This is a genomic window from Pelobacter seleniigenes DSM 18267 (assembly GCF_000711225.1).
Lineage (GTDB): Bacteria > Desulfobacterota > Desulfuromonadia > Desulfuromonadales > Geopsychrobacteraceae > Seleniibacterium > Seleniibacterium seleniigenes.
Genome location: NZ_JOMG01000005.1, coordinates 206,260 through 231,922 on the forward strand (window position 1 = coordinate 206,260; position 25,663 = coordinate 231,922).

Annotated in this window: 23 protein-coding genes; 12 read left to right on the forward strand and 11 right to left on the reverse strand. The window is 54.0% G+C overall.

Annotated features, from left to right (window positions below):
- Nucleotides 1–50 precede the first annotated feature (50 nt).
- Nucleotides 51–1,472, forward strand: a complete 1,422-nt coding sequence (locus tag N909_RS0122260; RefSeq protein ID WP_029918309.1) for a phosphoglucomutase/phosphomannomutase family protein — start codon at nucleotides 51–53, stop codon at nucleotides 1,470–1,472.
- A gap of 131 nt (nucleotides 1,473–1,603) precedes the next feature.
- On the forward strand, nucleotides 1,604–2,503 hold the full coding sequence (locus N909_RS0122265) for a cation diffusion facilitator family transporter (protein ID WP_029918310.1): 900 nt from the start codon (nucleotides 1,604–1,606) through the stop codon (nucleotides 2,501–2,503).
- Nucleotides 2,504–2,616: 113 nt separating this feature from the next.
- Here N909_RS0122265 and N909_RS0122270 read toward each other — a convergent pair whose 3' ends face one another.
- Nucleotides 2,617–4,461 (reverse strand): SLC13 family permease, encoded by a 1,845-nt coding sequence (locus N909_RS0122270; protein WP_029918311.1) that lies wholly within the window; start codon nucleotides 4,459–4,461, stop codon nucleotides 2,617–2,619.
- Between the two features lie 215 nt (nucleotides 4,462–4,676).
- On the opposite strand from N909_RS0122270, the gene N909_RS0122275 reads away from it, so the two are divergent.
- Nucleotides 4,677–5,357 (forward strand): metallophosphoesterase family protein, encoded by a 681-nt coding sequence (locus N909_RS0122275; RefSeq protein ID WP_051690055.1) that lies wholly within the window; start codon nucleotides 4,677–4,679, stop codon nucleotides 5,355–5,357.
- A gap of 30 nt (nucleotides 5,358–5,387) precedes the next feature.
- On the opposite strand, the gene N909_RS0122280 is transcribed toward N909_RS0122275, so the two are convergent.
- From N909_RS0122280 to N909_RS0122315, 8 genes are all read right to left on the reverse strand, one after another.
- Entirely contained in the window at nucleotides 5,388–5,774 is a 387-nt protein-coding gene (locus tag N909_RS0122280; RefSeq protein ID WP_029918313.1) for a DUF302 domain-containing protein, read from the reverse strand.
- A gap of 302 nt (nucleotides 5,775–6,076) precedes the next feature.
- Nucleotides 6,077–6,649 (reverse strand): PqiC family protein, encoded by a 573-nt coding sequence (locus tag N909_RS0122285; RefSeq protein ID WP_029918314.1) that lies wholly within the window; start codon nucleotides 6,647–6,649, stop codon nucleotides 6,077–6,079.
- Nucleotides 6,646–7,737 (reverse strand): MlaD family protein, encoded by a 1,092-nt coding sequence (locus N909_RS0122290; RefSeq protein WP_029918315.1) that lies wholly within the window; start codon nucleotides 7,735–7,737, stop codon nucleotides 6,646–6,648. The genes N909_RS0122285 and N909_RS0122290 overlap by 4 nt, the downstream gene beginning before the upstream one ends.
- Before the next feature lie 22 nt (nucleotides 7,738–7,759).
- Complete coding sequence (locus N909_RS0122295) at nucleotides 7,760–8,533, reverse strand: ABC transporter ATP-binding protein (protein ID WP_029918316.1); 774 nt, start codon at nucleotides 8,531–8,533, stop codon at nucleotides 7,760–7,762.
- Nucleotide 8,534: 1 nt separating this feature from the next.
- Nucleotides 8,535–9,665: an ABC transporter permease gene (locus tag N909_RS0122300; RefSeq protein WP_029918317.1), complete on the reverse strand. Its 1,131-nt coding sequence runs from the start codon at nucleotides 9,663–9,665 to the stop codon at nucleotides 8,535–8,537.
- Between the two features lie 100 nt (nucleotides 9,666–9,765).
- Entirely contained in the window at nucleotides 9,766–11,307 is a 1,542-nt protein-coding gene (locus tag N909_RS0122305) for a sensor domain-containing diguanylate cyclase (RefSeq protein ID WP_029918318.1), read from the reverse strand.
- A 296-nt stretch (nucleotides 11,308–11,603) separates the two neighbouring features.
- Nucleotides 11,604–12,392 (reverse strand): hypothetical protein, encoded by a 789-nt coding sequence (locus tag N909_RS0122310; protein ID WP_029918319.1) that lies wholly within the window; start codon nucleotides 12,390–12,392, stop codon nucleotides 11,604–11,606.
- Nucleotides 12,393–12,399: 7 nt separating this feature from the next.
- Entirely contained in the window at nucleotides 12,400–13,566 is a 1,167-nt protein-coding gene (locus N909_RS0122315) for a GspE/PulE/PilB domain-containing protein (RefSeq protein ID WP_029918320.1), read from the reverse strand.
- 198 nt (nucleotides 13,567–13,764) lie between these two features.
- On the opposite strand from N909_RS0122315, the gene N909_RS0122320 reads away from it, so the two are divergent.
- The 3 genes from N909_RS0122320 to N909_RS25115 all read left to right on the forward strand — a co-directional run bounded on the left by N909_RS0122320 (nucleotide 13,765) and on the right by N909_RS25115 (nucleotide 17,349).
- Nucleotides 13,765–14,688, forward strand: coding sequence for a homocysteine S-methyltransferase family protein (locus N909_RS0122320; RefSeq protein ID WP_029918321.1), 924 nt, complete (start codon nucleotides 13,765–13,767; stop codon nucleotides 14,686–14,688).
- Nucleotides 14,685–17,114, forward strand: a complete 2,430-nt coding sequence (locus N909_RS0122325; RefSeq protein ID WP_029918322.1) for a methionine synthase — start codon at nucleotides 14,685–14,687, stop codon at nucleotides 17,112–17,114. The genes N909_RS0122320 and N909_RS0122325 overlap by 4 nt, the downstream gene beginning before the upstream one ends.
- A gap of 76 nt (nucleotides 17,115–17,190) precedes the next feature.
- Nucleotides 17,191–17,349, forward strand: coding sequence for a rubredoxin (locus tag N909_RS25115; protein ID WP_063336463.1), 159 nt, complete (start codon nucleotides 17,191–17,193; stop codon nucleotides 17,347–17,349).
- A 244-nt stretch (nucleotides 17,350–17,593) separates the two neighbouring features.
- Here N909_RS25115 and N909_RS0122340 read toward each other — a convergent pair whose 3' ends face one another.
- Both N909_RS0122340 and amrA read right to left on the reverse strand, forming a co-directional pair.
- Complete coding sequence (locus N909_RS0122340) at nucleotides 17,594–18,334, reverse strand: methylenetetrahydrofolate reductase (protein ID WP_029918323.1); 741 nt, start codon at nucleotides 18,332–18,334, stop codon at nucleotides 17,594–17,596.
- Between the two features lie 27 nt (nucleotides 18,335–18,361).
- A complete protein-coding gene (gene amrA / locus N909_RS0122345) occupies nucleotides 18,362–18,907 on the reverse strand; it encodes an AmmeMemoRadiSam system protein A (RefSeq protein WP_029918324.1) in 546 nt (181 codons plus the stop codon).
- A 230-nt stretch (nucleotides 18,908–19,137) separates the two neighbouring features.
- Between amrA and N909_RS0122350 the strand changes: the two genes are divergently transcribed.
- From N909_RS0122350 to cfa, 6 genes are all read left to right on the forward strand, one after another.
- Nucleotides 19,138–20,433 (forward strand): M48 family metallopeptidase, encoded by a 1,296-nt coding sequence (locus N909_RS0122350; protein WP_155006050.1) that lies wholly within the window; start codon nucleotides 19,138–19,140, stop codon nucleotides 20,431–20,433.
- Complete coding sequence (locus N909_RS0122355; RefSeq protein WP_029918326.1) at nucleotides 20,430–20,945, forward strand: hypothetical protein; 516 nt, start codon at nucleotides 20,430–20,432, stop codon at nucleotides 20,943–20,945. Before N909_RS0122350 ends, N909_RS0122355 begins: the two co-directional genes overlap by 4 nt.
- Before the next feature lie 133 nt (nucleotides 20,946–21,078).
- A complete protein-coding gene (gene miaB, locus N909_RS0122360) occupies nucleotides 21,079–22,407 on the forward strand; it encodes a tRNA (N6-isopentenyl adenosine(37)-C2)-methylthiotransferase MiaB (protein WP_029918327.1) in 1,329 nt (442 codons plus the stop codon).
- 11 nt (nucleotides 22,408–22,418) lie between these two features.
- The gene (locus N909_RS0122365; RefSeq protein WP_029918328.1) at nucleotides 22,419–23,075 is read left to right on the forward strand and encodes a histidinol phosphate phosphatase domain-containing protein; all 657 of its coding nucleotides are present in this window, start codon (nucleotides 22,419–22,421) and stop codon (nucleotides 23,073–23,075) included.
- Complete coding sequence (locus tag N909_RS0122370) at nucleotides 23,075–24,139, forward strand: M42 family metallopeptidase (RefSeq protein WP_029918329.1); 1,065 nt, start codon at nucleotides 23,075–23,077, stop codon at nucleotides 24,137–24,139. The genes N909_RS0122365 and N909_RS0122370 overlap by 1 nt, the downstream gene beginning before the upstream one ends.
- Before the next feature lie 330 nt (nucleotides 24,140–24,469).
- Nucleotides 24,470–25,588, forward strand: a complete 1,119-nt coding sequence (cfa, locus tag N909_RS0122375) for a cyclopropane fatty acyl phospholipid synthase (protein WP_029918330.1) — start codon at nucleotides 24,470–24,472, stop codon at nucleotides 25,586–25,588.
- Nucleotides 25,589–25,663: the final 75 nt, after the last annotated feature.

Here is a 25,663-nt window from a genome sequence, read left to right on the forward strand (position 1 = left end):
TTGTTTTGTTGCTGATCAGATGACATTTGACGACTTAAAGGAGGTTGAACATGACACATATAAAATTTGGGACCTCAGGCTGGCGCGGGATCTTCTGTGAGGACTTCACTCTCGATAACGTCCGTATCGTCACCCAGGCCATTGCTGATCATCTGCATGATGAAGGGCTGGCTGGCCAAGGGGTGGTGATCGGTTACGACGCGCGTTTCATGGGCGCCGAATTCGCCCGCGAGACAGCGCGGGTTCTGGCAGGTGCTGGGATTAAGAGCTTTTTCTGCAAACGTGATACCCCGACCCCGGTGATTTCATACGAACTGCTTCGCCGCAAAGCCGCCGGGGCTATCAACTTTACCGCCAGCCATAATCCGCATAATTATAACGGGATTAAGTTTTCACCGGCCTGGGGTGGCCCGGCTCTGCCGGAAACCACCAATGATATCGAGAAGCGAGCCAACGCCATGCTGGGGGAAATTGTCTATAAGGATATTTCCCTGGAGCAGGCCACTGAGAAAGGCCTGTTTGAAGAGATTGACCCGCGTGAAGGCTATTTTGCGCGGATCAAGGATTTAGTCGACCTGCCGGCCATTGCCGCCTCCGGAATGAGGCTCGCAGTCAATCCGCTTTACGGAGCGGGGCGCGGCTATCTGGATCGCATTCTCGCCGAGGCTGGTGTAGATATCGTGACTGTCAACGACCATCTTGACCCTTATTTCGGCGGCGAGCCGCCGGAGCCAGCCGAAGCGCATATCAAGGATTTCATTGCCCTGGTTCGTGATGATGATTCCATCGGACTTGGCATCGCCACTGATGGTGATGCGGATCGTTTCGGAATTATTGACAGTGACGGCAGCTTTATTGAGCCGAATTACATTCTGGCCTTGTTGCTCGATTATATGATCCGCCGCAAAGGACTCACAGGCGATGCCGCCCGGAGTGTTGCGACCTCACATCTTATTGATGCCGTGGCCCGGCATCACGGGGTCAAGCTGCTGGAAACGCCGGTCGGTTTCAAATATATCGGTGAATATATCAGTGAAGGGCGCATTCTGATCGGTGGTGAAGAGAGCGCAGGGCTCAGCATCAGAGGGCACGTTCCGGAGAAGGATGGCATCCTCGCCTGTCTGCTGGTGGCGGAAATGGTTGCCGTGGAAAAGAAAACCCTGCAGGAACTCCTTGCCGAGCTGTATTCCCGGGTCGGTGAGTTCTATACCCGGCGGATCAATATTCGCCTGTCGCCGGAACTGGAAGGGAGCCTGCCCGACAAACTGGCCAATCCGCCGCAGCGCATCGGTCAGTGGGCAATCAAGGAGATTATCCGAATCGACGGTAACAAGTTTCTTCTTGAAGACGGTTCCTGGTTGCTGTTCCGCAAGTCTGGAACCGAACCGGTGGTTCGCCTGTATGCCGAGGCCCATAGTGTCGCCACGCTTGATCAGTTGATTGAAGCCGGGCGTGATTTTATCGTTGGCTGATCTTTTTTGGGGTTTAACTCTTCTGTTTTGACCGACCTATGCACCGAAAGTGCATAGGTCTCTTACCCATAAACCCGAGCAGAGAATTGAGCGGTACCTGAAATCATTCTCATATCACACTAAGATACCTCATGGCCCATCAGCACTCCCATAATACCAAAAATTACAATCGTGCATTTGCCATCGGTGTGACTCTTAACCTGATTTTTGTTTTCGTCGAGGGCGGCTTTGGGGTGTTTGCCGACTCTGTGGCACTGATTGCGGATGCCGGACATAACCTGAGCGATGTTCTCAGTCTTCTGCTGGCCTGGGGTGCCACGATCCTGGCGGGCCAGGGAACCAGCCGTCTGCGCACGTATGGTTTGCAAAAAATAACCATAATGGCTTCCCTGGCCAGTGCTGTCCTGCTCTGTGTTACTTTGGGTGGGATTGCCTGGGAAGCTTTTGGCCGTTTGCAGAACCCTCAGCCGGTCGCAGGCACCACCATGATCCTTGTTTCAGGGGTTGGTGTGGTTGTCAACACGTTGACGGCATTGCTGTTTATGTCAGGACAGAAGCATGACCTGAATTTACGGGGGGCCTTTCTCCATATGGCCAGCGATGCGGGGATATCATTGGGAGTGGTTGTCTCCGGCTGTTTGATTCTGGTCACAGGTTGGGTGCTGATAGACCCCTTGGTCAGCCTGTTGATTGTCCTCGTCGTTCTTTACGGGACTTGGGGGTTGCTGCGTGATTCGCTTAACCTGGCTGTTGATTCCGTGCCCCGACATATCGACATCGATGGCATTATTGCTTATTTTGACAGCCTTGAAGATGTTGCCCGCTTCCATGATCTGCATGTCTGGCCTCTTAGCACGACAGAGGTTGCACTGACGGTTCATCTGAGTGTGACCAGTCCGGAACTCAGGCCCGGTTTCTTAAGTGGTATCCAGACTGCTCTGCAGGAGCGTTTCGATATTGCCCACTCCACCATTCAAGTGGAAATTGAGGGGGATGAAAGTTGTTTGTTGACATCTGGGGACTGCTGTTGAATGAACATTAACTTGACGACGGTGACTGCTTTGCAGGGCGAAAGTGAGTCTTTTCTACCGCAGTGACAACCTCACCAGCGAAGGGCCGTTTGGCAGCCCTGTAGCGAGGGTTTTCATCTACCGGTGATGCCGTAGAGATATGGTAACAGCAGCGACAGGGTTGCCCAAAGGATGATGACGAGAGGAACCCCGGTGCGCAGAAAATCCCTGAAATTATAGCGTCCGGCGTTCATCACCAGCAGATTGGTCTTATATGCCATGGGCGTAGCAAAGCTCATATTGGCCCCGAATAACACCGCCAGTACAAAGGGTTCGGCCGGTTGTCCCAGTTGGCTGGCAATGGACACTGCGATCGGCGTGCCGATGACCGCAGTGGCATTGTTGGAGACGGTGTTGGTCAATACCGCCATCAGCAGCATCAGACCGCTGAGCATGACGGGTGGTGAGGCATGCCCGGAGATGCTCAAGAGCACTTCGGCCAGATACCCGGCTCCGTCTGTTTTCAACAAGGCTGATCCCAGCGCCAGGCTGGCGACCACAACCAAGATCACCTGCCTGCTCAGCGCCCGGGTGGCATCGCGCCAAGTCATGCAGCCGCTGACGATCATCAGCAGCACACCACCTGTTGCACTGATGGCGATGGGCAACAGGCCGGTGGCCGCGGTCAGAATGATAGCCAGCATAATGAGCATGGCCAGCGGTGCTTTTTGCGCATATGGCAGATCGATGGTCGCATCGAGAACCAGAAAATCTTTTTCCCTCTTCAGCTGGGCGATTTGATCTCTTGGCCCTTGGACCAGCAGGATATCACCAGCCTGCAAGCGAATGTCTGCGATTGTCTCGATCCTTTTCTGCAACGGTTTTCCAGCCCGATGGATTGCTAGCACGATCAACCCGTAGCGGTCGACAAAACGCAAGCTGCCTAAGGTTCGGCCGTGCAGATAAGTGCCTTGGATAACGGCGATTTCCGCTATCTGTTGATCATCGGCCCGGAGCGGGTGAGTCTCATCGACCGGGCTGCCCTGTCCATCATCCTGATAGAGGGTCCCTTCCAATACAGATTCAAACTCTTTGAGTTTTTCCGGAGTATCCCGAATAATCAGCTGATCGCCGACCTGCAGCCTGATGCTCGGCAGCGGCTTGGCCAAGGGGCTGTCGCCGCGGCGAATACCGTGAATGCGCAGGTTTTGGCCCCCTTTCTTGAGGGCATCGGCCAAGGTTTTGCCAACCAGCGGGCTGTTCTCGAGGAGGGCCAGGTTGGCGGTGAAAATGCGCGGCGACGTGTCGGCCAGGGCAAGCTTACGTTCCGGCATGATCCGGGGAACGACCAACCACAGATAGAGGATCCCGATGCTGCCGGCAATGGCCGCCGGGATGATAAAGTCAAACATTTCGATGCGTCTCAAGCCCATATCCGCGGCCACCGAAACCACCAGTAGATTGGTTGAGGTACCGATGGTTGTGCAGGTTCCACCCAGCAGGGTGGCAAACCCCATGGGCAGCAACATGCCTGACGCGTTGCTTCTGGTCCGTAGCGCAACACTGATGAGCAGGGGCAGGAACAGAACCACGACCGGAACATTGTTGATAAAAGCACTGATCAGGGCGGCCATCAGCAGGGTCGTTAACAGTGAGAGTTGCGGGCTGATCGCCCAGAGTCTGGCCAGTGCTCTGCCAATGGGCTCGAGTGCTCCGGTCCGCACAATGCCATGGCCGACGATCATTAAAGCGCAGACCGCGATCAGCGCTTCATGGCCGAAACCATGAAAAAAATCAAGGGCATGGAGTGAACCTTGTTCGGTCCGGTATGGAAAAAGTTCAAAGCCAATGGCCAGGGTGACAAGAATAATCAGACTCGCCGTTTCCAACGAGAGGTTTTTCCTGGTGAATAGCACCAGGGCCAGCATGGCAAGGGCCAACACCAGGGCGGCATGGATATTGGGGGGCGGAGGAATCATCGTTAACCTCTGCTTTGCATTGTCGGACTGTCCCAATCAATTCTGCAACACCAGGTTTTCTTGATAGGATCACTCGGGTTACAATTAATCATACCGCAATCGTCGTTACGAAAGAGTGCCGAGGATCATTTTATGACTGAGAGACTATTTGGAAACTTGCAGTGGAACCCTGACGCAGGTGTGTGCAACACGTCCACCAGAACAGGATAGGCTTGATGTCACGTCTTATTGCTATTGGAGATATTCACGGGCAAATTCATAAGCTGGAGACGCTGCTTACCGGTCTTCCGCTACAAGAGGAAGATCGCCTGGTCTTCCTGGGTGATTATGTGGATCGTGGGCCGGATGTTCGCGCGGTTATCAACCTGTTAATGGACCTGGCGGAAGAGCGGCCCGAGACGGTGTTCCTGCGTGGCAACCATGAGCAGATGTTACTGGATGCATTAATTGAAACCCATTTTGTTCGAGGAGCCGGGCAGGATCCGGTGGCCTCTGCCGTGCGTGGGAAAAGTCTCCATTCTGCCATTCAGCATCATTTGCAGAATGGTGGCCTGGCTACCCTGAAAAGTTATTCTGTCAACAGTGTTGCAGAGGTGCCTCACGCTCACATCACTTTTTTGCAGCAGACCAGGCTGTATTTCAGGGCGGCGGGCTTTCTGTTTGTCCATGCCGGGGCGCGCAATGATCTCCCTGTTGAAGAGCAGGATGTCCGCACCCTGCTGTGGGACCGCCACTTGGAGCCGGGAACCGCAGAAATCCATGTGGTCGGTCATAAACCGACCACCAACGGACAGCCCTGTTTTGAATCCGGGCGCTATTCCATCGACACCGGTGCCGGGTTCGGTAATCCGTTGACCGCCTGTGATGTCATCACCAGGGAGTTCTGGCAGGCATAAGAGTCCAGCTAAATGAATCCTCCCCAGTGTTCAGATCGCGGCGATGACGTTTTCCAGTTTGCTGCGAATAATCAGAGCGGTGTCCTTCAGGTGCGGGTTTTCGATTGCTTGCATTGAGGCGACCGGATCGATGGCAGAGACCTCAACTCGTCCGTCTTCCCACTGCTGGACGATGACATTACAGGGCAGCATGGTGCCGATATGCGGTTCGGCCGATAGCGCCTGATAGGCGTAAGAGGGATTGCAGGCGCCGAGGATGCGATATTCCCGAAAATCGACACCCAGTTTCTCCTTGAATTTGGCGGTGACGTCAATATCGGAAAGAATTCCGAATCCCGCTTCAGCAAGCCGAGTTTTAACAGTCTCTACAGTCTCTTTAAAACCCCTCGGCGATAAGGTACTGAAACAATAAGCCATAATTGCTCTCCTGATATGAAGACGGTGTTATCGGTCAGCTTCGTCGGCACCGTTTCAGGCTGATTGTGGAAAAGTCCACTCAAGAGTTCGGCTGGCTGGGTTTGCCGCCGATTGACGACTCTGCTTAACCATAGCAATTCTTCAAGCAGCTTCAAGGGAGGGATCCCATTATTCTGCCGGGTACGCGATAACGGTCCTACCGGAAAAACTGTGGGGCAGGACAGCTCAAAAAATCCGGCAACCGTCAAGCGGCTACCGGACCATACTGAACTGAAATTGGAGAGTTGGGACTGGGCCGGAAATTACCGTTTAGCCAGGTCTTCCGCAATGCGTTCGTCAAGTAAATGCAGATTTTGATTTAATCCCTGCACCAGATCCCGGTAACTGTCGCCGACCGGCAGCTGATTGTTGAAATGGCCGCTGGCAATCTCTGTATGACTACTGTCAATAATGGACCAATCGGCTACCAGAGTTGCCATGCGTCCCGGCTGGCCGGAAAATCTTTCGATCACGATATTGAGGCGATATGGCTCAGGTCCGGCAATCTCCCAGGGGCTGATGCTGATGCGGGCGTTGGGGAAACTTAGGGCCAGATCTGCCCGAATCACCAGGCTGATATTGTCGACCAGCGGTCCTGCCCAGCGTTCGCGGTCACTGAATTTGATTATGTTGGCCTGATCGTGGGTGACAATATTCGGCTGGTCCAGATAGGCGGGGAGTTTGACTTGTTGCAGTTCAAGATTGAACTCTGTCTCTCCGACGACCGGGGTGCTGGTGCGGGGTTCCAGCAGGTAATAATTTTGAATGCCGGGTGTGCCGCCAAGCTGGATACATGACGTGCACAGGAGCAGAATTAAGAAGGTGGCATATCTCATGGGTTTTCTCCTTGCCCTGAACGGCCGCGTAAGAGGAGTTGTGGATCGCGTTCCAGTTCGTCGGCCAAGTAGCGCACACTTCGTGCGGTGCGTTGCAGTTCCTGCAGGACCTGATTAAGCTGGGCTAGAACGCGGGAGTCGTCTCCGGTCAGGTTGCTGACTTGCTGCATGGCCTGGTCGGCCCGAAGCGAAGCGCCTTCGAAAGCCTGTAACCCCTTATCAAATTGAGCCGCCGCCGTTTGCACCTGGTTGTCGACATTGGCCAGGGTGCTCCGGGTGGATTGCAGGGTCTGTTCGATATCATGACTGAGAGGTTCAATTTTGCCATCGATCCGCGCAATGGTCGCTTTGGCTTCGGCAATGGTGTCCTGTAGTGAAGTGGTCAATAGGGGCAGCTGCTGATTGAGGTTTTCCAGCAACATATTTAACTGGGTGGTGGTAGTGTCGAACTGGGCCAGGGCATTGTGTAGGTTAGGGGAGGTGAAAATTTTCTCGACCCCCTCCGCAGAGCGGATCAGCTTGTCCGCCAGTTCGCTTAGCGGTAAATCCTCAAAGGCCTTGGTGAGCTCTTCAAGGCTGGAACTGATGGTCGGCAGTTCCGGATATTCACTGTCATCGCCGGTCAGGACGATGGGCGTGTTGGGGAACATGTCCATATTGATAAACAACTGCCCGGTCACCAGGCTGTCCATCTGCAACTGAGCACGCAGGCCGCGCTGGACCAGGGGCATGATCGGGTCTTCGCCCTTGACGGTGGTTTTGAAGGTTTCGAAAAAACTCCCCTTGGCCCCCTCGACGCGGACCCGGGACGGCTGGATCTCAATAACAACCGGGATGTGGAAGACATAATCACTGGCCCGCAGGCGAACGCTGATATCTTTGACCTGGCCGATTTTGACCCCACGAAAACGGACCGGCGAGCCGACATTCAACCCTTTGACGGAACTGTCGAAATGGACCACATAGGTTCTGGTTTCGGAAAACAGTCCGCCGGGACCGAAAAACAGCAGTCCGGCGACACTTAGAATAATGGCCCCAACCACAAAGCTGCCGATGACTCTGGGATCTATTCTTTTACGTCTGTACATAAAAAGCGCATCCTTCTCCAGGCTAGGCGGTATCGCCCTGCGGTTTCTGATTGGAGCGGGTTAAAAAATTGATGACTCGTGGATCGGTAGAGGTTTCCAGCAAAACTTTGGGTGGCCCTGAAGCGATGATGGTTTTGGCATCCGGATCGAGAAAAATGGAATTATCACCGACACTGAAAATACTGGCCAATTCATGGGTGACGATGACAATGGTCGACCCGAGGCTGTCGCGCAGCTCCAAAATCAGATCGTCGAGCAGCCGGGAACTGATCGGGTCTAGTCCGGCCGAGGGCTCATCAAAGAACAGGATGTCAGGATCCAGAGCCATCGCCCTGGCCAAACCCGCCCGCTTGCGCATGCCACCGCTGATTTCGGAAGGGTAATGCCCCTCGAACCCGGCCAGTCCGACCAGGGCCAGTTTGTAGCTGACCAGTTCATCGATCTGTCTGCCCGGCAGCTTGGTATATTCCTGCAAGGGCAGGGCGATATTTTCTCCCAGGGTCAGGGAACTCCAAAGCGCTCCACTCTGGTAAAGAACCCCGTTGTGACTGATGATCTGATTGCGTTCGGCCGGGCTGCACTTCCAGAGATCGACCCCGCCGACCAGAATGTCCCCGCTGGCGGGTTCCATCAGGCCGACCATATGCCTGAGCAAGGTACTCTTGCCGCAACCACTCCCCCCCATGATGACAAAGATTTGGCCTTTTTCCACTGTGAAGTTGAGGTTTTTTTGAATGACCACCTCACCGTAGGCCATGGTCAGGTCGCGTACCAGCAGCTGCTTAGTCTCCTCCATCTCAGACTCCGATGACCTGGCAGATAACCGTAATCAACGCATCGGCAACAATGATCAGCACGATGGATGTAACCACGGCGCTGGTTGCGGCATAGCCGACGGCAGAAGCACTGCGGCCGCACTGCAACCCGCGAAAACAGCCAGCAGTGGCAACCAGAACTCCGAAAATTCCGGATTTGACAATTCCGATGAGAAAATGCTTGAGAGGAACAAACCCTTGGATTTGCTGGAAATACTGGTAAAAAGAGATGTCTAGCATGGTCGCGCTGACAATCGCCCCGCCGAGTATGCCCATAAAATCCGCATAAATACAGAGTAGGGGCATGGTTATGCAGAGTGCCAGCAGCCGTGGCAGAACCAGAAATTCGACCGGCGAGATGGCCATGGTTTTAAATGCATCGATTTCTTCGTTGACCTGCATTGTACCGAGTTGAGCGGCAAATGCGGCACCGGTTCGGCCGGCCATGATAATGGCGGTCATCATCGCCCCCATTTCCCTGGCCATGCCGAGGCCGACCAGGTTGGCGATAAAGATTTCCGCACCGAACAGACGCAATTGGACAGCACCGACAAAGGCGAGGATCATCCCGACCAGGGTGCTGATCAGTGTAACGATGAACAGAGCCGAGGGGCCGGCGGCCTCAAGTTGGTAGAACAGGTCCGAGCCGCGAAAACGCGCCCGGCCGCGGAGAAAGGATCCCATGGCGAGACCGGTTTCGCCGACAAAGCGCAACAGATCGTTCCAGTTACGATGCGCCTCAATGGTGATGTTGCCGATTTTGGTCAGGACCGGTTGGCCAAGGATTGTCCGCCTGGTTCCCTGCCGCTCAGGAACAGCAAAGGCCAGCCGGAGAAGTTTTTGTGCGCCCTCCGGGAGGGTTTCCTGGACGACCTTGATGTCTTTTTCCCGGCAGATTCGGACCAGGTTGACCAGGAAAATCATCAAGCCGCTGTCCCAGCTTTGCAGGTTTGTGCAGTCGAAAGAGAGTTGTTTGGGCGGAGGAGAAAAGAGCGTATCCGGCAGCGAAGCTACATCCGGAATGGCGTGACGGGTACTCCAGTGCCCACTCAGTTGAAGCTCAAGCCCGTCTGTTCCGGTTTTGATATGATATTGGCTGCTGTGATCTGGCATGGTTTCTATTCGGTCTTTCTGGGCATTATACCCGGGTCAGATCCTCATAAAATACCATGCAGTTAGGGGAGTATCCAGCTGAAATCAGTAAAAAAAACAATTATCTGGGAGGTGTTGCGAGTTCCAGCACCGTCACCTGATTGCGACCGTTCTGCTTGGAATGGTAAAGACCGCGGTCTGCGGTTTCGATAAGATCGTCCTTGGATACGCCATAGCAGTCAGCGCCAAAGGTGGTTGCCCCGGCACTGACCGTCACATAGATCAGCTGGCCGTCAACCAGGGTCGCAATCCCTTCAACACAACGTCGCAGCCTGGCAGCGAAGACCTTTGCCCCGGCGGCATTGGTTTCCGGGAGGATCACGGCAAATTCTTCCCCGCCATAGCGGGCGACAATGTCGGTGGGCCGAACCGCACTGCTGACGGCCCTGGCGATATTCATCAGGACCACATCTCCGGCAGGATGACCGTGTGAGTCGTTGACTTTTTTAAAATAATCGATGTCGAAAAGAATCAGTGAAACCGAGGTTTTGTATCTGGCGGCGCGGGATAGTTCATATTTGAGGGCTTCCTGAAAATATCGGTGGTTGTACAGACCGGTGAGGCCGTCCCGATAGACCAATTCACGCAGCCGGTTATTGGCATCCTGCAGTTCTCGGGCCAGCCGTTCAGCCTTGTCCCTGGCCTCCTGCAGCTCCAGAATCATTTGCGCGTTACCCATATTCAAATCAGCCAACTCCTGGTTGGCCTGTTGCAAGAGTATGGAGTAGGGCTGCAGGTCACCGGGGTCCAACTCAAAGGATGCCAGAATATTTCTGCTGTTGGCCGCGGCATCGTCCAGCAGTTGAGCCGTTTGTGCGTGACTCAGGGCAAAGCGGTCGGTCAACTCCTGTTGCAGGTGACGGGCTTTCTCCGCACGGCAACGACTGGTATACAGATCGGCCAGCCGGGCTGCATAGTGGAGGATGTCAACGGCGGTGCTGAGTGCTGAAGGAGCCTGCTCCGGTTCATGGTGGAACAGCAGCGGGCAGCAGATATTTTCCGGCAGCTGCCAGCTTTGCAGCAGTGCATAACCGACCTGCTGATGGTCAAAACCGTAGGAGTCTTTTTCCAGCTCACTCAACGATTGGTCAAAGAGGACCGCTTCCCGGCACAGTTTATTGTAATGATCGCCTTTGGTCTGGGCAATCACCAGCATGCCGATATCCTGCAAAAGGGCGGCGACAAAGATATCATCATCTTTTTGATTCACCAACATGGCGAGAAGGTCGGCGCTGACCGCCGCGGTCACTGAGCGTCGCCACAGGGCATTGACATCGAAACGGCTGGCGCCGGTATCATCCAGTTCGCTGGCGATGATAAAGGAGAGGGCAATGTTTTTGATGAGATTGGTGCCGAGCACGGCCATGGCTCGACTGATGCTGCTGATCTGCCCCTGGCGCGCAAAAAATTCAGAGTTTGCGACGCGCAACATTTTTGCCGTTAAAACCGGGTCGGTGGCAATAATTTCACCCAGCTCGGTAAGGGCCGAATCATCTTTTTGCACCGCGTTGAGGATTCTGACAGCAATCGCTGGTGGCGAAGGCAGGCGCAGCTGTTGGTTGATCAACTGCAAAATTTTAAGATGATTTTCGGTCGTCTGCATAAAATCACTCTATTCCGAAGATGGTGCCGGGACAAATGAAAGAGGAGGTTACCTGCGCGGTAGAGTGATGGACCAGATTTGCTGTTGCCAACTGCTCGGTATGCATAGGCCTCTTTTTATTATATTTTCATTTTAGACGATTAATATTGTTATCCTAACCGAACTGGCGGAAATTACAAGCCCCAAAGTTAGAAGTAGTAAATTTTCCGGATGCCGGATCGCGCTTAAAGAAAAGGGATTGCTATGCAGAAAATTCGCTCCCGGGTTGTCTTATAAAAAGGCGGTTGCAGCTTTGCTCAGGCCAAGCCGCGCTTTTTCTTTTCCTGCTCGAGTAACCTCTTTTTGGCCGGGTTCTGTTTATGACTGAGCAATAGTTGTTGTAGGACCGGGGCTGATACCTGCGGAAGCCAGAGGGTAAACCAGATCTCAGGAGTTTTGCTGTTTTTCAGGATGGCCAAGCGCAGGTTGGGGCGCTGCTTCCAACGTTCGTGACGAGCGATCATGGAAATCGTTTCGGCCCGCGCGGTGGCGCCACGCAAAAATTGAAAAACGGCTGCTTCACGCAGACGTGGGTTGGACAGACAAATCTCAAAGACCTGGGCTTGCCCTTCTTTGAGTAGGGCAGCGACCACAGTGGCGGTCCCACGCCGGGCGAGGGTGATCTTGTGGCCCAGGGGAGCAGTGGGCAAGCGCTGTAAAATTGTTCTTTCCGCCGCCAACTTTTGATCTGGCGTCGCACCGGGGAGGGCGCTGAGACTGGCCAGTTCGAACAGGCGTAAATGGGGGAGCAGGCTGCGGACAAGTGCCCCGCCGGTTGCAGGGTTTCTGACCAGCGCAAGTTTGAGGCGATGGCTTAGGTTATCGCGATGTCGCTGATAAATCGTATTGACGAGGTCTTCGCTCAGGTCCCTGCGTTTCAACAACACCAGCAGGTGGTCCTCATGTAAGTTGGGGTTTTTGAGCAGGGTAAAAAGGATGTCCTGTTGCGGTTCCTGTAACAGGGAATACAGCTCACTACTGTCTGCGGTCAAGCTGAGCAGCAGTTTTTTTGCCTCCTGTGCTGATGGCGATGTCGGTTGGTTCATCTTCCCCTCAACTTTCCAGAATTTTATTTCTGAGGATCAACAACTGCAGTGCCAACTCCATTTTACAGGCTAACCGATGACAGAGGGAAAAGTGCTCCTCAAGCATTTCCAGCGGCGCCTGGATATAGAGGACGGCGACCCGTCTGTCCCTGACTTTGATCGGTAGGACAAGGGCGGTCTGCGGCAGCCTGGAGTGGAAAAAATCGAGCAACTTCAGATCTTCTTCGCTCGCTGTCAGTGGCCCCAGGTAATGGGCTGCGTTCTCAGTCGGATGAGTAAAAATAAAGCTTTTTTGCAGATCGATGCCGAGCTGTTGGAATGGTTGATCCGGATCCTCGACAGCGGCTTTCCAGCCGATCAGTTGATCGTTTTTGATGGTCAGCAGGGCACTGTCAGGGAAGGTCGGTTTAAGAAAGTCCAAGAGCGGGGTAGCGATATCCTCTCGATTCCGCGCTTCGCTCCATGTGGTCAGCAGATCTTTGATGCGGTCGCCGAGGCTCGGTTGCGGCAGGTCGGTCTGGACATGTTCAAGGCTGATCTCTTCCTCTGGTAATTCCACTTCTCCAAGCAATGGCCAAGGCTGATTAAAAATATCCTCCGACCCGGTTGCCACCTGCTCTGCATCGACTTGCTCAATCCTATGTCCAGGTGTTTTTTTGCTGCTTTTATCCCTGAGTTGGGTCAGCAGCGATTCGTAGCGCGGAGTCAGCGGCCTGCCGTAATATTTTTTAAGGGCGAGCAGCATCCTGAATTCGGAGACGATGAGTGGAATAATGGTTCGGCCGAGTTTGTCCGACAGCTGGGCTATGGTCTCTTCGTCCGCCGGCTCGATCATGGCCAGGTACAGCTTGTCTGCTTCTTCCCGTAGCGGCAGAACTTTGTAGTGCAGGGCAATTTTGGGTGGAATCAGTTTGAGCAAGGTTGGGGAAATTTTCATAATCGCGGCAGGTGGCACAAAGGGTCTGTGGTACTGCCGGCAAAGCAGCCTGGCCAAGGTGTTTTCATCAATATAGCCAAGCTCGAGAAGATTCGTTCCCAGCCGACCGCCATGAATGCTTTGATGTTCGATCGCTTCGTCAAGCTGGGCCTGCTCCAGCAGTTTCTCGTGCAGAAGCGTCTCGCCAAGTTTGCGAACCGGTGATTTTATTGCATTTGGAGAATGAGTCTGCTTCAATCCGGGCTCCTGCATTTGCTATTTCTTAAAATGTTATAAATAATACAACAACAGGCTGATACTGCAATGGAGAAACTGGACAGTTATCGCCAGACCCGGTACAGTAACCATCCTGAAACACTTTTGAAATGTATTCCCTGTCAGGTGCGGGGGAAGTGGTTTTTATTAACAGGACATCACGATAGGATATGACAATTAATGAAGTTTGCTGAACAACCTTTGCTTATTTTTGATGGCGCCTGCGGCACCAATCTGCAGCTGATGACGATCAGCGCAGATGATTGGGGTGGTTGCGAGGGCTGCAACGAAATCCTCAATCTTTCTGCACCACACCATATCGAGCAACTGCACCGCAGTATGCTGGATGCCGGGGCCATGGTGGTTGAAACAAATACCTTCGGGGCCTCCCGGGTGGTGCTTGGTGAGTACGGCCTGCAGGACAAAGTCAAGGAAATCAACCTGCGTGCGGTCGAGATTGCGCGTCGTGCCATCGGCAACCGGGGCGACCGTTATGTCGCCGGGTCTATCGGCCCCGGGACCAAGCTGCCGTCCCTGGGACATATCAGTGTTGCCGATCTTGCCGCAGCCACCGCCGAACAGGTTGACGCACTGCTTGAAGCCGGGGTTGACTGCCTGATTATTGAAACCTGCCAAGACCTGCTGCAGACCAAGACCGCCCTGATTGTGGTGTTTGAAAAACTGGCTGCCGCCGGAAGCGACCTGCCGGTGCTGGCCTCGGTGACCATTGAGCAGCAGGGGACCATGCTGGTTGGTACGGACATTGCCGCTGTGGTTGCGACCCTTGAGCCGTTTCCGTTATTTTCACTGGGCCTGAATTGTGCCACCGGGCCGCAGGATATGATGTCTCATGTTACTTATTTGAGCCAGCACTGGCCGCAACGTATTTCGGTGATCCCCAACCAGGGTCTGCCGGAAGTTGTCAATGGGGAAACCTGCTACCCGTTGAGCCCCGGCGACTATGCCGAACAGATGTATCGTTTCGTGACCGAGCAGGGAGTGAGTATCGTTGGTGGCTGTTGCGGAACCAGTCCGCAGCATATTGCGGCGTTAGCGAGCAAGCTTGGCGGTGTGCAACCCAAACAGCGGGAGGTGTCGGCATGAAAGCATCTGTTGCCAGCCTTTACCAGGCGGTTGAACTGCATCAGGAAATCCCGCCGCTGTTGCTCGGTGAACGCTGTAACCCCAATGGGTCTAAAGCTTTTCGTGAAGCCTTGCTGGCGGAAGACTGGGACGCCTGCCTGAAATTGGCCCTGGATCAGGAGGCCCGTGGTGCGCAGGTGCTCGACCTGTGCGTGGCCTACGCCGGTCGCGACGAAGTTGCCGATATGGTCCAGCTGACGACCCTCTTTGCCGGCTCCTGCAAGGCCCCGTTGATGTTCGATTCCACCAGTCCGGACACCCTGGAGCAGGTGCTGCCCCTTTATCCTGGGCGGGCCATTATCAATTCCATCAACCTCGAAGACGGCGGAGCCAATCTCGACCGCATCTGCCGGCTGGCTAAAAAGTATGGTGCCGCCGTGGTCGCCCTGACCATCAACCTGGAAGGGATGGCCCTGACTTGCGAGAAAAAGGTCGCGGTTGCCAAACAGATTTATGACCTGGCGGTCAACAAACACGGGCTGCGGCCGCAGGATCTGCTCTTTGACCTGCTGACCTTTACGGTCGGCTCAGGTGATGAGTCCATGCGCTCTGCAGCGATTGAAACCCTGGCCGCGATTCGCCGGGTCAAGGAAGAACTGCCCGGGGTCGGTTTTACCCTCGGCGTCAGCAATATCAGCTTCGGCCTGCGGCCGGCGGCCCGTAAGGTGCTTAACTCGGTGTTTCTGCACGAAGCGGTTGAGGCCGGTTTGAATACCGCCATTGTTGATGCGGCCAAAGTCCTGCCCTATGCAGCGATCAGTGAGGAAGACCGAAAGATCTGTCTTGATCTGCTCTACAATCGCGACCCGGAAGCACTGATGATCTTTATCGATCACTTTGAGCAGGCCGTTGATAATGACGATGCTGATGACAGTGACAGCTTGCGGATGGAAGAACTGTTGCATCAGAAGCTCCTCAAAGGGGACAAGGATGGCTTGGAAGACCTGCTCAGCGGATTGCGCGGTCGCTGGCAGCCTCTTGATATTATTAATAACCTGCTGGTTCCGGCGATGCGTGAGGTCGGCGATCTGTTCGGGCGCGGAGAACTGCTGCTCCCCTTTGTGCTGCAGTCGGCCGAAGTGATGAAGCAGAGCGTTGCTCTGCTTGAGCCCTATATGGAGAAGCTTGCTGATGAGGGTCGTACCTCCATCCTTTTGGCAACGGTTGCCGGTGACGTGCATGATATTGGTAAAAACCTGGTCGATATTATTCTCACCAACAATGGTTATAAGGTTCATAACATTGGTATCAAGGTGCCGGCGGAAGAAATTATTGCCAAAGCCAGGGAATTGCAGGTCGATGTCATCGGTCTGTCCGGGTTGTTGGTCAAATCTGCCCTGTTGATGAAAGAAAATCTGGCTCAATTTCAGGGTGTTGCACTGCAGCAGCCGATACTGCTCGGTGGTGCTGCGCTGACCCGTAAATTTGTCGCCCAGGATTGTGTGCCTAATTATCAACAGCCGGTCGTCTACTGTGCCGATGCTTTTGCCGGCTTAAAGGCGATGCGTGATTTTGAGGCGGGCAAGCTGGTTGCGACTGACTGGTCCGATAATGCGGTGGTCAGCAACCGGCCTGGGCCGCCGACAGATGTGCTCGATCGGTCATTTATACCACCGGCCGTGCCCTTTACCGGGCGCCGGACCGTGACCGATGTCGACCCGGAAATACTCTTTAAATATCTCAACGAAGCCGCGCTGTTTCGCGGTCGGTGGGGCTATCGGCGCGGCAAAATGGCCAAGGAAGAGTATGAAAAGCTCAATGAACAGACCGTACTGCCGCTGTTTCACCGGCTCAAGGAGCAGGCTTTGAATGAAGGCTGGCTGCAACCCAAGGTGGCCTACGGCTATTTTGATTGCAGCAGTGCCGGAAATGATTTGCTTATTCATAGCGGCGAAGGCGACAAACTGTTTAGTTTCCCACGCCAGGAGCATGCTCCCGGTCTTTGCATCGCCGATTATTTCCGCACCCGGGAAGAGGGTGGGGATGTTGCCGGTTTCTTTGTTGTGACCATCGGTGCCGCTTTAGCGGAAAAGACCCGTGAGTTATATGAGACCGACAGCTATCATGACTACCTGATGCTTCACGGTCTGGGCGTGGAATTGACCGATGCCCTGGCTGAATACTGGCATGAGCAGATGCGGGTTGAAATGGGGATTCAACAGGGCGCCAGCGACATGGCCGCTTATGTTGCCCAGGGCTACCAGGGCTCCCGGTTTGGCTTCGGCTATCCGTCCTGCCCGGATCTGGGGGCTCATCTGCCGCTCTTCGAACTGCTGCGGCCGGAAGAGATCGGTGTGTCGTTAACGGAGTCTTTCGAAATGGTCCCGGAGATGACTACGTCTGCCATTGTCGCTCATCACCCCCAAGCCAAATATTTTGCGGTTTGATTGAACACTCAGGGGCGCCTGGAAGTGTGTCCCGGAGCTTTTAGACTTGACTTTATTCAGTCAGCAAGGAGGATCCATGCGTTATATCTGTACCTGTTGTGGCTATATTTATGACCCCGCCAAGGGGGATGATATGAATCAGATTCCGCCCGGAGTTGCCTTCGAAGACCTGCCGGACAGCTGGGTCTGTCCACTGTGTTATGCTGATCGGGATAAGTTCGATCCGCTGGATTGATAAAAAATGCTCGCTGGAGCCTTCAGCTCCAGCGAGCATTTTTTATTTCAGATCTGCAATTTCTAAATAGTCGGCATCCGGAAACACTGGATGGCAATAATCAAGTTTTCAGATTGGAAACGAGCAGTTTTCCGTTGTGACAAGGAAATCAAGGGGTTGCGCGGAGGCGTACACCGTTACGCCGCACAAGTAAGCCTGCAGATTGACGCTGCTACAACGGAAAAAAGCCGTTTCCAGATGGAAACTAAATAATGCCGTGCAGATATTTGACGATGTCGGTGCGGATCGGCATGAAATAGATGTTACTGTTATTAGCGCGGGCGAACTCAAGGGCTTTTGCTGCGAAATCCCGGTTCCAGGTCAGGTTCGGCGCAAAATCCGGGGGAAAAACGGCATTGTTTTTGTTTTCCCAGTAATTCTGGCTGTTTTCCGTCAGCACCGGGGAGACTCCCCAGTAGACATCGACGTGCTGCAGAAAGCCCTGGTAGATTTCCATCAGCCGCAGATCGAAGAAGGGCTGGGTGAAAAAGGCATCGGCTCCGGCATCATGTTTTGCCTTGACGTAATCGATCTCTTCCTTGATTCCGCTACGATAGGGATCCATGCCGGCATAGACCTTGAGCTGAGGCAGTTCGCGCTTGAGCCGACGGATCATTTCCAGGCAGTTGGTGCGATAACATTTATGCCCCATGTCCTGCGGCAGGTCGCCGGTAATAACCAGCACCGCTTCAATCCCGGCGTTGCTGAGTTTGTCGACAATCTGCAGCGGGGCATCCGGATCAAAGTCGATGGCACGTAAATGAGGGATGGTCTTCGGGAAATAGTCGCCGGCAATAGCGCAGCCATCCCAGCTACGTAAGTCGAAGCGCAGGATATCAGGAATGTTGATGCGCTCAACCTGGGGGAAGTGACTGCGAACCTGGCTCAGTTCACGGCGCAGGGATTCTTCACTTCTTGGAACAAGTTCTATCGATATTTTAACCATTTACAAAGATATTCCTAATAAAATGGATTAATCTTTTTCTGTAATGACTTGGCCGCTGAACAGATAGATATCCGCATCAGGTGACTGCCAGGCCTCCGCCGGCAATCCGGCTTTGCGGCAGGTCTGTTCCAGAAAGGTTTTTCTGTCCCAACCCTGTTCCGTGGCCACTTGAGGCAGAAGAACCCCGCGATTGAGACCCTTTTCGATGTAGATCCCATGTTCGCCGACCTGAATAAGTTCGGTGTCGTCGATTTTCTGGAGCGGTGAGAGCACGGTAATCTCAAGTTTGAAATTTGCCAGATCAACAACAGCCATGGGGGGAAATCTGGGATCCTGGCAGGCTGAGGCTTTTGCCATTTCGGCAACTTCCCGAAATAGCGGTTGGCGGGCCTGAAAGTTGCCGATACAGCCCCGCAGCATATTGTTCTGTTTGATGGTGACAAAGCATCCTGATTTTTGATTCAGAGCTTTTTCTTCGCGGGGAGAAGGGGAATATAATTGTTGTTTGACCCCTTTGATGATTGCTTCGCGGGCAATCTCCAGCAGGGCGGCGGCGTCATGGTCATTCAGCATTGATACTCCAGACCTGTCCAGTCAGTCGTAAGGGTTAAAAAAATCCGCTCAAGCGCGGATGCCGGTTGGTCCAATCCCGATCTATGGTAAAAAAAAGAGCTTAACAGCAAGTGAATCGGTTGCCGGCTGTTTGTTTGTTCATTTATAGTGGCAGGACAGGTTGCTTGCAACAATTTTAAGAAATTTCTCCAGCTGAAACTGGATAAAACTTGGATTTTCAGGGAGGCGGTTTGAAAAAGAGAGCTAATTTCTGGTGGTATCTTTCGTTACTGGCGTTTTTAACCGGCTGCGCAGTCAATCCGGTGACCGGTCGCAACGAGCTGGCGCTGATGAATGTCACCACCCAACAGGAAATCGAGCTGGGAAGCAAGTCGTATTCCCAGGCGTTGCAGCAGATGGGCGGTGTGTATCCTGATCGGCAATTGGCTGCATATGTCGACCAGGTCGGGCAACGACTCGCCCGTAACAGCCATCGGCCGGAATTGGCCTATCATTTCAACGTGGTGAATGATTCCACGCCGAACGCCTTCGCTTTGCCGGGTGGTTTCATCGCCATCACCCGTGGTTTATTGGTGAATATGGATAACGAAGCGCAGCTGGCGGCCGTTCTGGGACATGAGATAGGTCATGTCACTGCCCGCCATAGCGTTCAGGAGCTACAGCGCAGTGCTCTGCTGGGGACCACTGTCGGTCTACTCGGCGGCCTTGCCGGTGACAGTGGTTATGGAAGCATTGTGACCCAGGTCGGTGGGCTGACCGCTAACCTGCTCAGCAAGCGCTACAGTCGCGAGCAGGAATTTGAAGCCGACCGCCTCGGTATTGAGTATATGGCCAAGGCAGATTATGGCCTACAGGGCGCGGTCCAGTTGCAGGACATATTTGTGCAGAAACTGGACAGTGGCGGTTCCAATGACTGGGTGAGCGGACTGTTTCGAACCCACCCGGTCTCCCGTGACCGGCTCCAGGCCAATCGTCAGATCATTGCGACTGAGTTTCCTCAATATCACAGCAGCTATGGACTCAGTGGTGACAACTACCGACGCTACACTGCATCCCTGCAACAAACCCGGGCCGCCTATGCTACATTTGACCAAGCTCGTCAGCAAGAAGCTCAGGGCCAGCTTGAAGCCGCCATTGAAAGTTATCATAAAGCCATCCAACAGGCCCCTGACCAGGGACTGCTGCTGAGTGCTCTGGGGATGGCCTACCTGCGTAAGGAAGATATCATTCCGGCCCGGCGTTACCTGTTGAAGGCTGTCAATGTGCAGGGTGACTATTTTCAGCCCCATCTGGGGCTTGGTTACATTTATCTGCGCAACAAAGAGTTTGATGCTGCCGCAACCCAGTTGGAATCCTCTCTTGATTTGCTCAGCACCCTGCAGGGGACTTTTCTGCTCGCGGAAACCGAAGAAGGGCGGCATAATCCAGCTCGCGCCAGACAGCTGTATCAGGCAGTCCAGCAAGCCGACAGTAACGGCCAGCTTGGCCAGGAAGCAGCGGTCCGGTTGAGGAATTTGTCACGATGAACCGGACCTCCTCCCGATGGCCGTTGGCGGCCGGTGAGTCCTTACGCTGGGAAGGCCGACCGGCCCCGCGCTGCTATGTGTTCCGCCACTGGCTACAGGCCCTGATCGGCCTGGTTCTGTTTCTGGCCTGTAGTTTCTGGTTGATGGTCGGGGTGCAGCTGGTGGGGGGAAAAGGCTATTCGCCCTGGTTGCTGCTGGTGCCGATCTTACTGGTGGTGGTTGCGTTTCTGATCGGCCCCGGTCAGCTGCTGCTGTCCCGGTGGCGCTGGGAGAAGATATTTTATGGTCTTACCGAGGATAGATTGCTGGTCCAAAGCGGATTTTTCAGAGTCCGGACAACGGCTTATCCGCTGACCGAGTTGAAGGGATATCAGCAGAAGACATATGGAAAAAAACAGGTCAGCTTTCGATTGTCTTTCCATGGCCGGCGCCCGGTGGTGCTGGAATGCCTCGAACATGCGGACCTTTTGCGCGACCTGCTGCCGGATGGCTGCGGTCGGGACGGCAGCTGATTCCATTTGACTTGCCCGACGACTGCTCGCTATGATGCGCATTTTTGCTCTGCAAAAGCCCGCCAAGCGGTTTTTCTGCGCAATCCGGCCGGACGGTCCGGTTAATTTTAATAAGTTATCTTTGGTGATATAGATGAAAAATTTTTACCTGGAAACATTCGGGTGTCAGATGAACGTGGTCGATTCCGAGCAGATTGTCGATCTGCTGCAGGGGATCGGCTATGTGCAAGTGGGGTCGGCTGAAGAGGCTGACCTGGTGCTGCTTAATACCTGCTCGGTGCGCGATAAAGCCGAGCGGAAGGTTTATGGCCACCTTGGCCGCTTCAAGCCGGTCAAGGATCAGCGTCCTGAGCTGATTATCGGCGTTGGCGGTTGTGTCGCCCAACAGGAAGGGGAGCGAATGCTGGAAAAGGTTCCCTATCTGGACCTGGTGTTCGGGACCCACAATATCCATAAACTGCCTCAAATGGTCGAACAGGTCGAAGCGAAACGTCAGCGCAGCAGTGCCACCGAATTTCTTGACCGCGATACCCGCCTGCACCTCTTCCCGGAACGGACCCGCAAGGAGAGCGTAACCCGCTTTGTTACCGTCATGCAGGGGTGCGATAATTTCTGTTCCTATTGTATTGTGCCGCATGTTCGAGGCCGGGAAATCAGCCGGCCGAGCAGTGATATCCTGGCGGAAATCACTGCTTTGGTCGCTCAAGGTGTCAAAGAAGTGACCCTGCTCGGACAGAATGTCAACTCCTACGGCATCAATGATCCTGACGAAGTTTCGTTTGCTGAGCTGCTCCGGCGAGTTGATGCCATCGTCGGTCTGGAGCGGCTGCGTTTCGCCACCTCTCACCCTAAGGATCTGACCCCTGAACTGATCGCCTGTTTTGGCGAACTGAGCAAACTTTGCAGACATATCCATTTGCCGGTTCAGTGCGGGTCCGATCGGATTCTGCAACTGATGAACCGGGGGTATACGGCTGCCGATTACCTGGCCAAGGTCGAGCAATTGCGCGCCGTCTGTCCGGACATCCGCCTGACTACCGATATCATCGTCGGCTTCCCACGGGAAACCGAAGCGGATTTTCAGCAGACCCTTGACCTGGTCAAGGCGGTCGGCTATGTGGATGCTTTTACCTTTTTGTATTCCCCTCGGATTGAAACCGCGGCGGCAAAAATGCCCGATATGGTATCCGGGGCGGAAAAGCAGGACCGCTTTGACCGACTGGTTGCGCTGCAGCAGCAGACCAGTGAAGAAATTTGGCAGACTGACGTCGGCACGATTCAGGATATTCTGGTCGAGGGTGAGAGCAAGCAAGGGCAGGGGCAGTTGTTCGGGCGCACCACCTGGAACCGGATTGTCAATTTCAGCGGTCCTGCTGACCTGGTTGGCAGTGTCGTTCCGCTCAAGATTACCCGGTCGTTCAGAAATTCCCACCTTGGTGAGTTGTTAAATCGCCAGGATTAAGGAGCTAGCTCATGATTGATCTGCATACTCATACTTTTTTCAGTGACGGTGAACTGGTTCCTGCCGAGCTGGTGCGGCGGGCAGCGGTCGCCGGCTACCAGGCCCTGGCTATGACCGATCATGCCGACCGGACTAATACTCAGTGGCTGCTTGCCAATATTGTCGATGTAGTCGATGAGCTGGGAGCGGCCAACGGCATGCAGATTCTGGCCGGGGTTGAATTGACCCATGTGCCGCCGGCAACGATCGCCGATGTCGCCAAACTCGCTCGTGATTGCGGTGCTGAACTGGTCGTGGTGCATGGTGAGACCATTGTCGAGCCGGTGATGCCCGGGACCAACCTGGCCGCGATCCAGGCCGGAGTCGATGTTTTGGCTCACCCCGGGCTGATCTCCGCAGATGAAGTCCGGCTGGCCGCGGAAAAAGGTGTTTATCTGGAATTAACCACCCGCAAAGGGCATTCCCTGACCAATGGTCACGTCGCCAAGCTGGCTCTTGAGTACGGGGCGAGCCTGGTCATCAACAACGATGCTCATGCCCCCGGCGATCTGGTGTCCGAGGAATTGGGCCGCAAAATAGCCTATGGCGCAGGTCTTAGCGAAGAACAATATCTCCAGGCCCGTCGCAACTCCGCCGAGCTTGTTGCCAGAATCAAGGGAGATAAATAGTGGAGAAGGATGATTTCAGTTTTCTTAAGGAACTGGTTGAGACTCCCAGCCCATCCGGTTATGAACAACCGGCTCAGCGGGTGATCCGGCGCCATCTTGAAACGGTGGCAGATGAGTTGCAGACTGATGTCATGGGCAACCTCATCGCGTGCCTGAAGGGCCAGGGCGGACCTCGGGTGATGCTGGCCGGGCATTGTGATGAAATTGGCTTCATGGTGCAGTTTGTCGATGACCGTGGGTTTATCTATTTCGGGGCTATTGGAGGCGTTGACCCGCATCTGTCCCCGGGGCAGCGGGTCATGATCCACACGGCCAAGGGGGCGGTTCCCGGGGTTATCGGGAAGAAAGCTATCCATCTCATCGAACCGAAAGAGCGTGATAACGTCATCAAACTCAAGCAGCAGTTTATCGATATCGGTTGCAGCACTCGGGAAGAGGTTGAAGCCCTGGTCGCTATCGGTGATCCGGTGACTTTTGCGGTCGGGGTCGAGCGGCTGCAGGGCGATCGTGCGACGTCCCGTGCCTTCGATGATAAAATGGGTGCTTTTATTGTCACCGAAGTGATGAAAAAAGTGAAGCGCGACGGTCCGATCAGTTCTGATCTGTTTGCCGTGTCCACAGTCCAGGAAGAAATCGGGCTGCGCGGCGCGGCAACCAGCAGTTACGGCGTCAAGCCGGATGTCGGCATTGTGGTTGAAGTCACCCATGCCACCGATTACCCGGATGTGGAGCAGTCTGCCATTGGCCGGGTTGAGCTCGGGCAGGGGCCGGTCATTGCCCGGGGCGCCAATATCAACCCGGTTCTGTTTGACCTGCTGACCAGTACTGCGAAAGCCGAGAATATCCCTTTTCAGGTGATTGGCGTGCCGCGGGCGACTGGTACCGATGCCAATGTGATGCAATTATCACGCGGTGGCGTAGCGACCGCCTTGCTGGGTATTCCCCTGCGCTACATGCATACTCCGGTTGAAACCCTGGCGCTTTCCGATCTCGACAATGCTATTCTGTTGCTGGCTGCCGTGGTCAAACGGATTGGCCCGGAATCATCATTCGTGCCGTGCTGAATTTTTTCAATGAGCCGTTTCTCAAGAATTTTCGGGAAACGGCTCATTGTGGCGACCCGACGACCGATTGCCGCCGCTCGCCGCCTTTTTCGGATGCTCTGACCGGTCAATGAACCGCCCAAAACTTTCCCTCCGCGACTTGACAACGTCCATTCTCTGATCTACCTATTTTTAAAGAGATGGGTTAGTTCGTATCTACCGTCGCAGTTTCATCTTGAGAAATACATCTGTCGTACTAAGTGGGGGAGTTTGTTCATTGACTGCCTCTATCCTCTCCTCCCTTTAGACTGCCAGGTGTCAGCGGTAGATTGTTGAATTCGGGAGGTAAAAATGACTGAGCCAAGTTTAAGAAATCGCATTGAATCGATCCTGCATCATGCCGATGTCATCATCAACGGTCCGCGACCCTGGGATATCCAGGTCAAGAACAATCGCCTCTACCGTAGAATCATGGCGCAAGGGAGTCTCGGGTTCGGCGAAGCCTATATGGACGGTTGGTGGGACGCAAAATCCATTGATCAGTTGATCGCCCGCCTGTTAAAGGCTCATCTGGATGAAAGGTTCAAGACCTTCGTGGTTTATCTGGCTGCTCTGAAAGCCAAGTTGCTTAACTGTCAGTCTCTCAAGCGGGCCTATCAGGTTGGCGAACGTCACTATAATATCGGCAATGATCTCTATCAACGGATGCTTGACAAGCGGATGATCTATAGCTGCGGATACTGGAAAAACGCCCGGACGCTGGATGAGGCCCAGGAGCATAAATTAGACCTGACTTGCCGGAAACTGCATCTTGAAAAAGGTCAAAAAGTGCTCGATATCGGCTGCGGTTGGGGCGGAGCCGCCCGCTATATGGCGGAAAATTACGATGTGGAGGTGGTGGGCATCACCATCTCTACGGCTCAGGCCGAATATGCCAGGGAGAATTGCCGCGGTCTGCCGGTAGAAATCCTGGTCCAGGATTACCGCAAACTGAGCGGATCTTTTGACCGCATCGTCTCTATCGGCATGTTTGAGCATGTCGGCTATAAAAACTATCGCACCTATTTTAAAAAAGTGTCCGAATTGCTCAAGGATGACGGAATTTTCCTGCTCCATACCATCGGTGGAAAAACGCCTTCAGAGCGCACCGATCCCTGGATTGACCGCTACATTTTTCCCAATGGCATGATTCCTTCAGCGCAGCAGATCAGTCGAACCTTCGAGGGATATTTCGTGCTGGAAGACTGGCATAATTTCGGGTTGGATTATGACAAGACGCTGATGGCCTGGCATGAGAATTTTGAAAACTCGTGGGCGGAACTTGACGGCAAATATGACGACACATTTCGGCGGATGTGGAATTATTATCTATTGTCCTGCGCCGGTTCCTTCCGGGCCAGGGAAAATCAACTCTGGCAAATTGCCCTGTCCAAATACGGTCTGCCTGAAGGGTATGAATTTCCACGCTGAGGTGAGAGCTGGAAAGAAAAAGATCGGGCAGCTCTTTGTGAGTTGCCCGATCTTTTTCGCCGAACAGTTTAATCC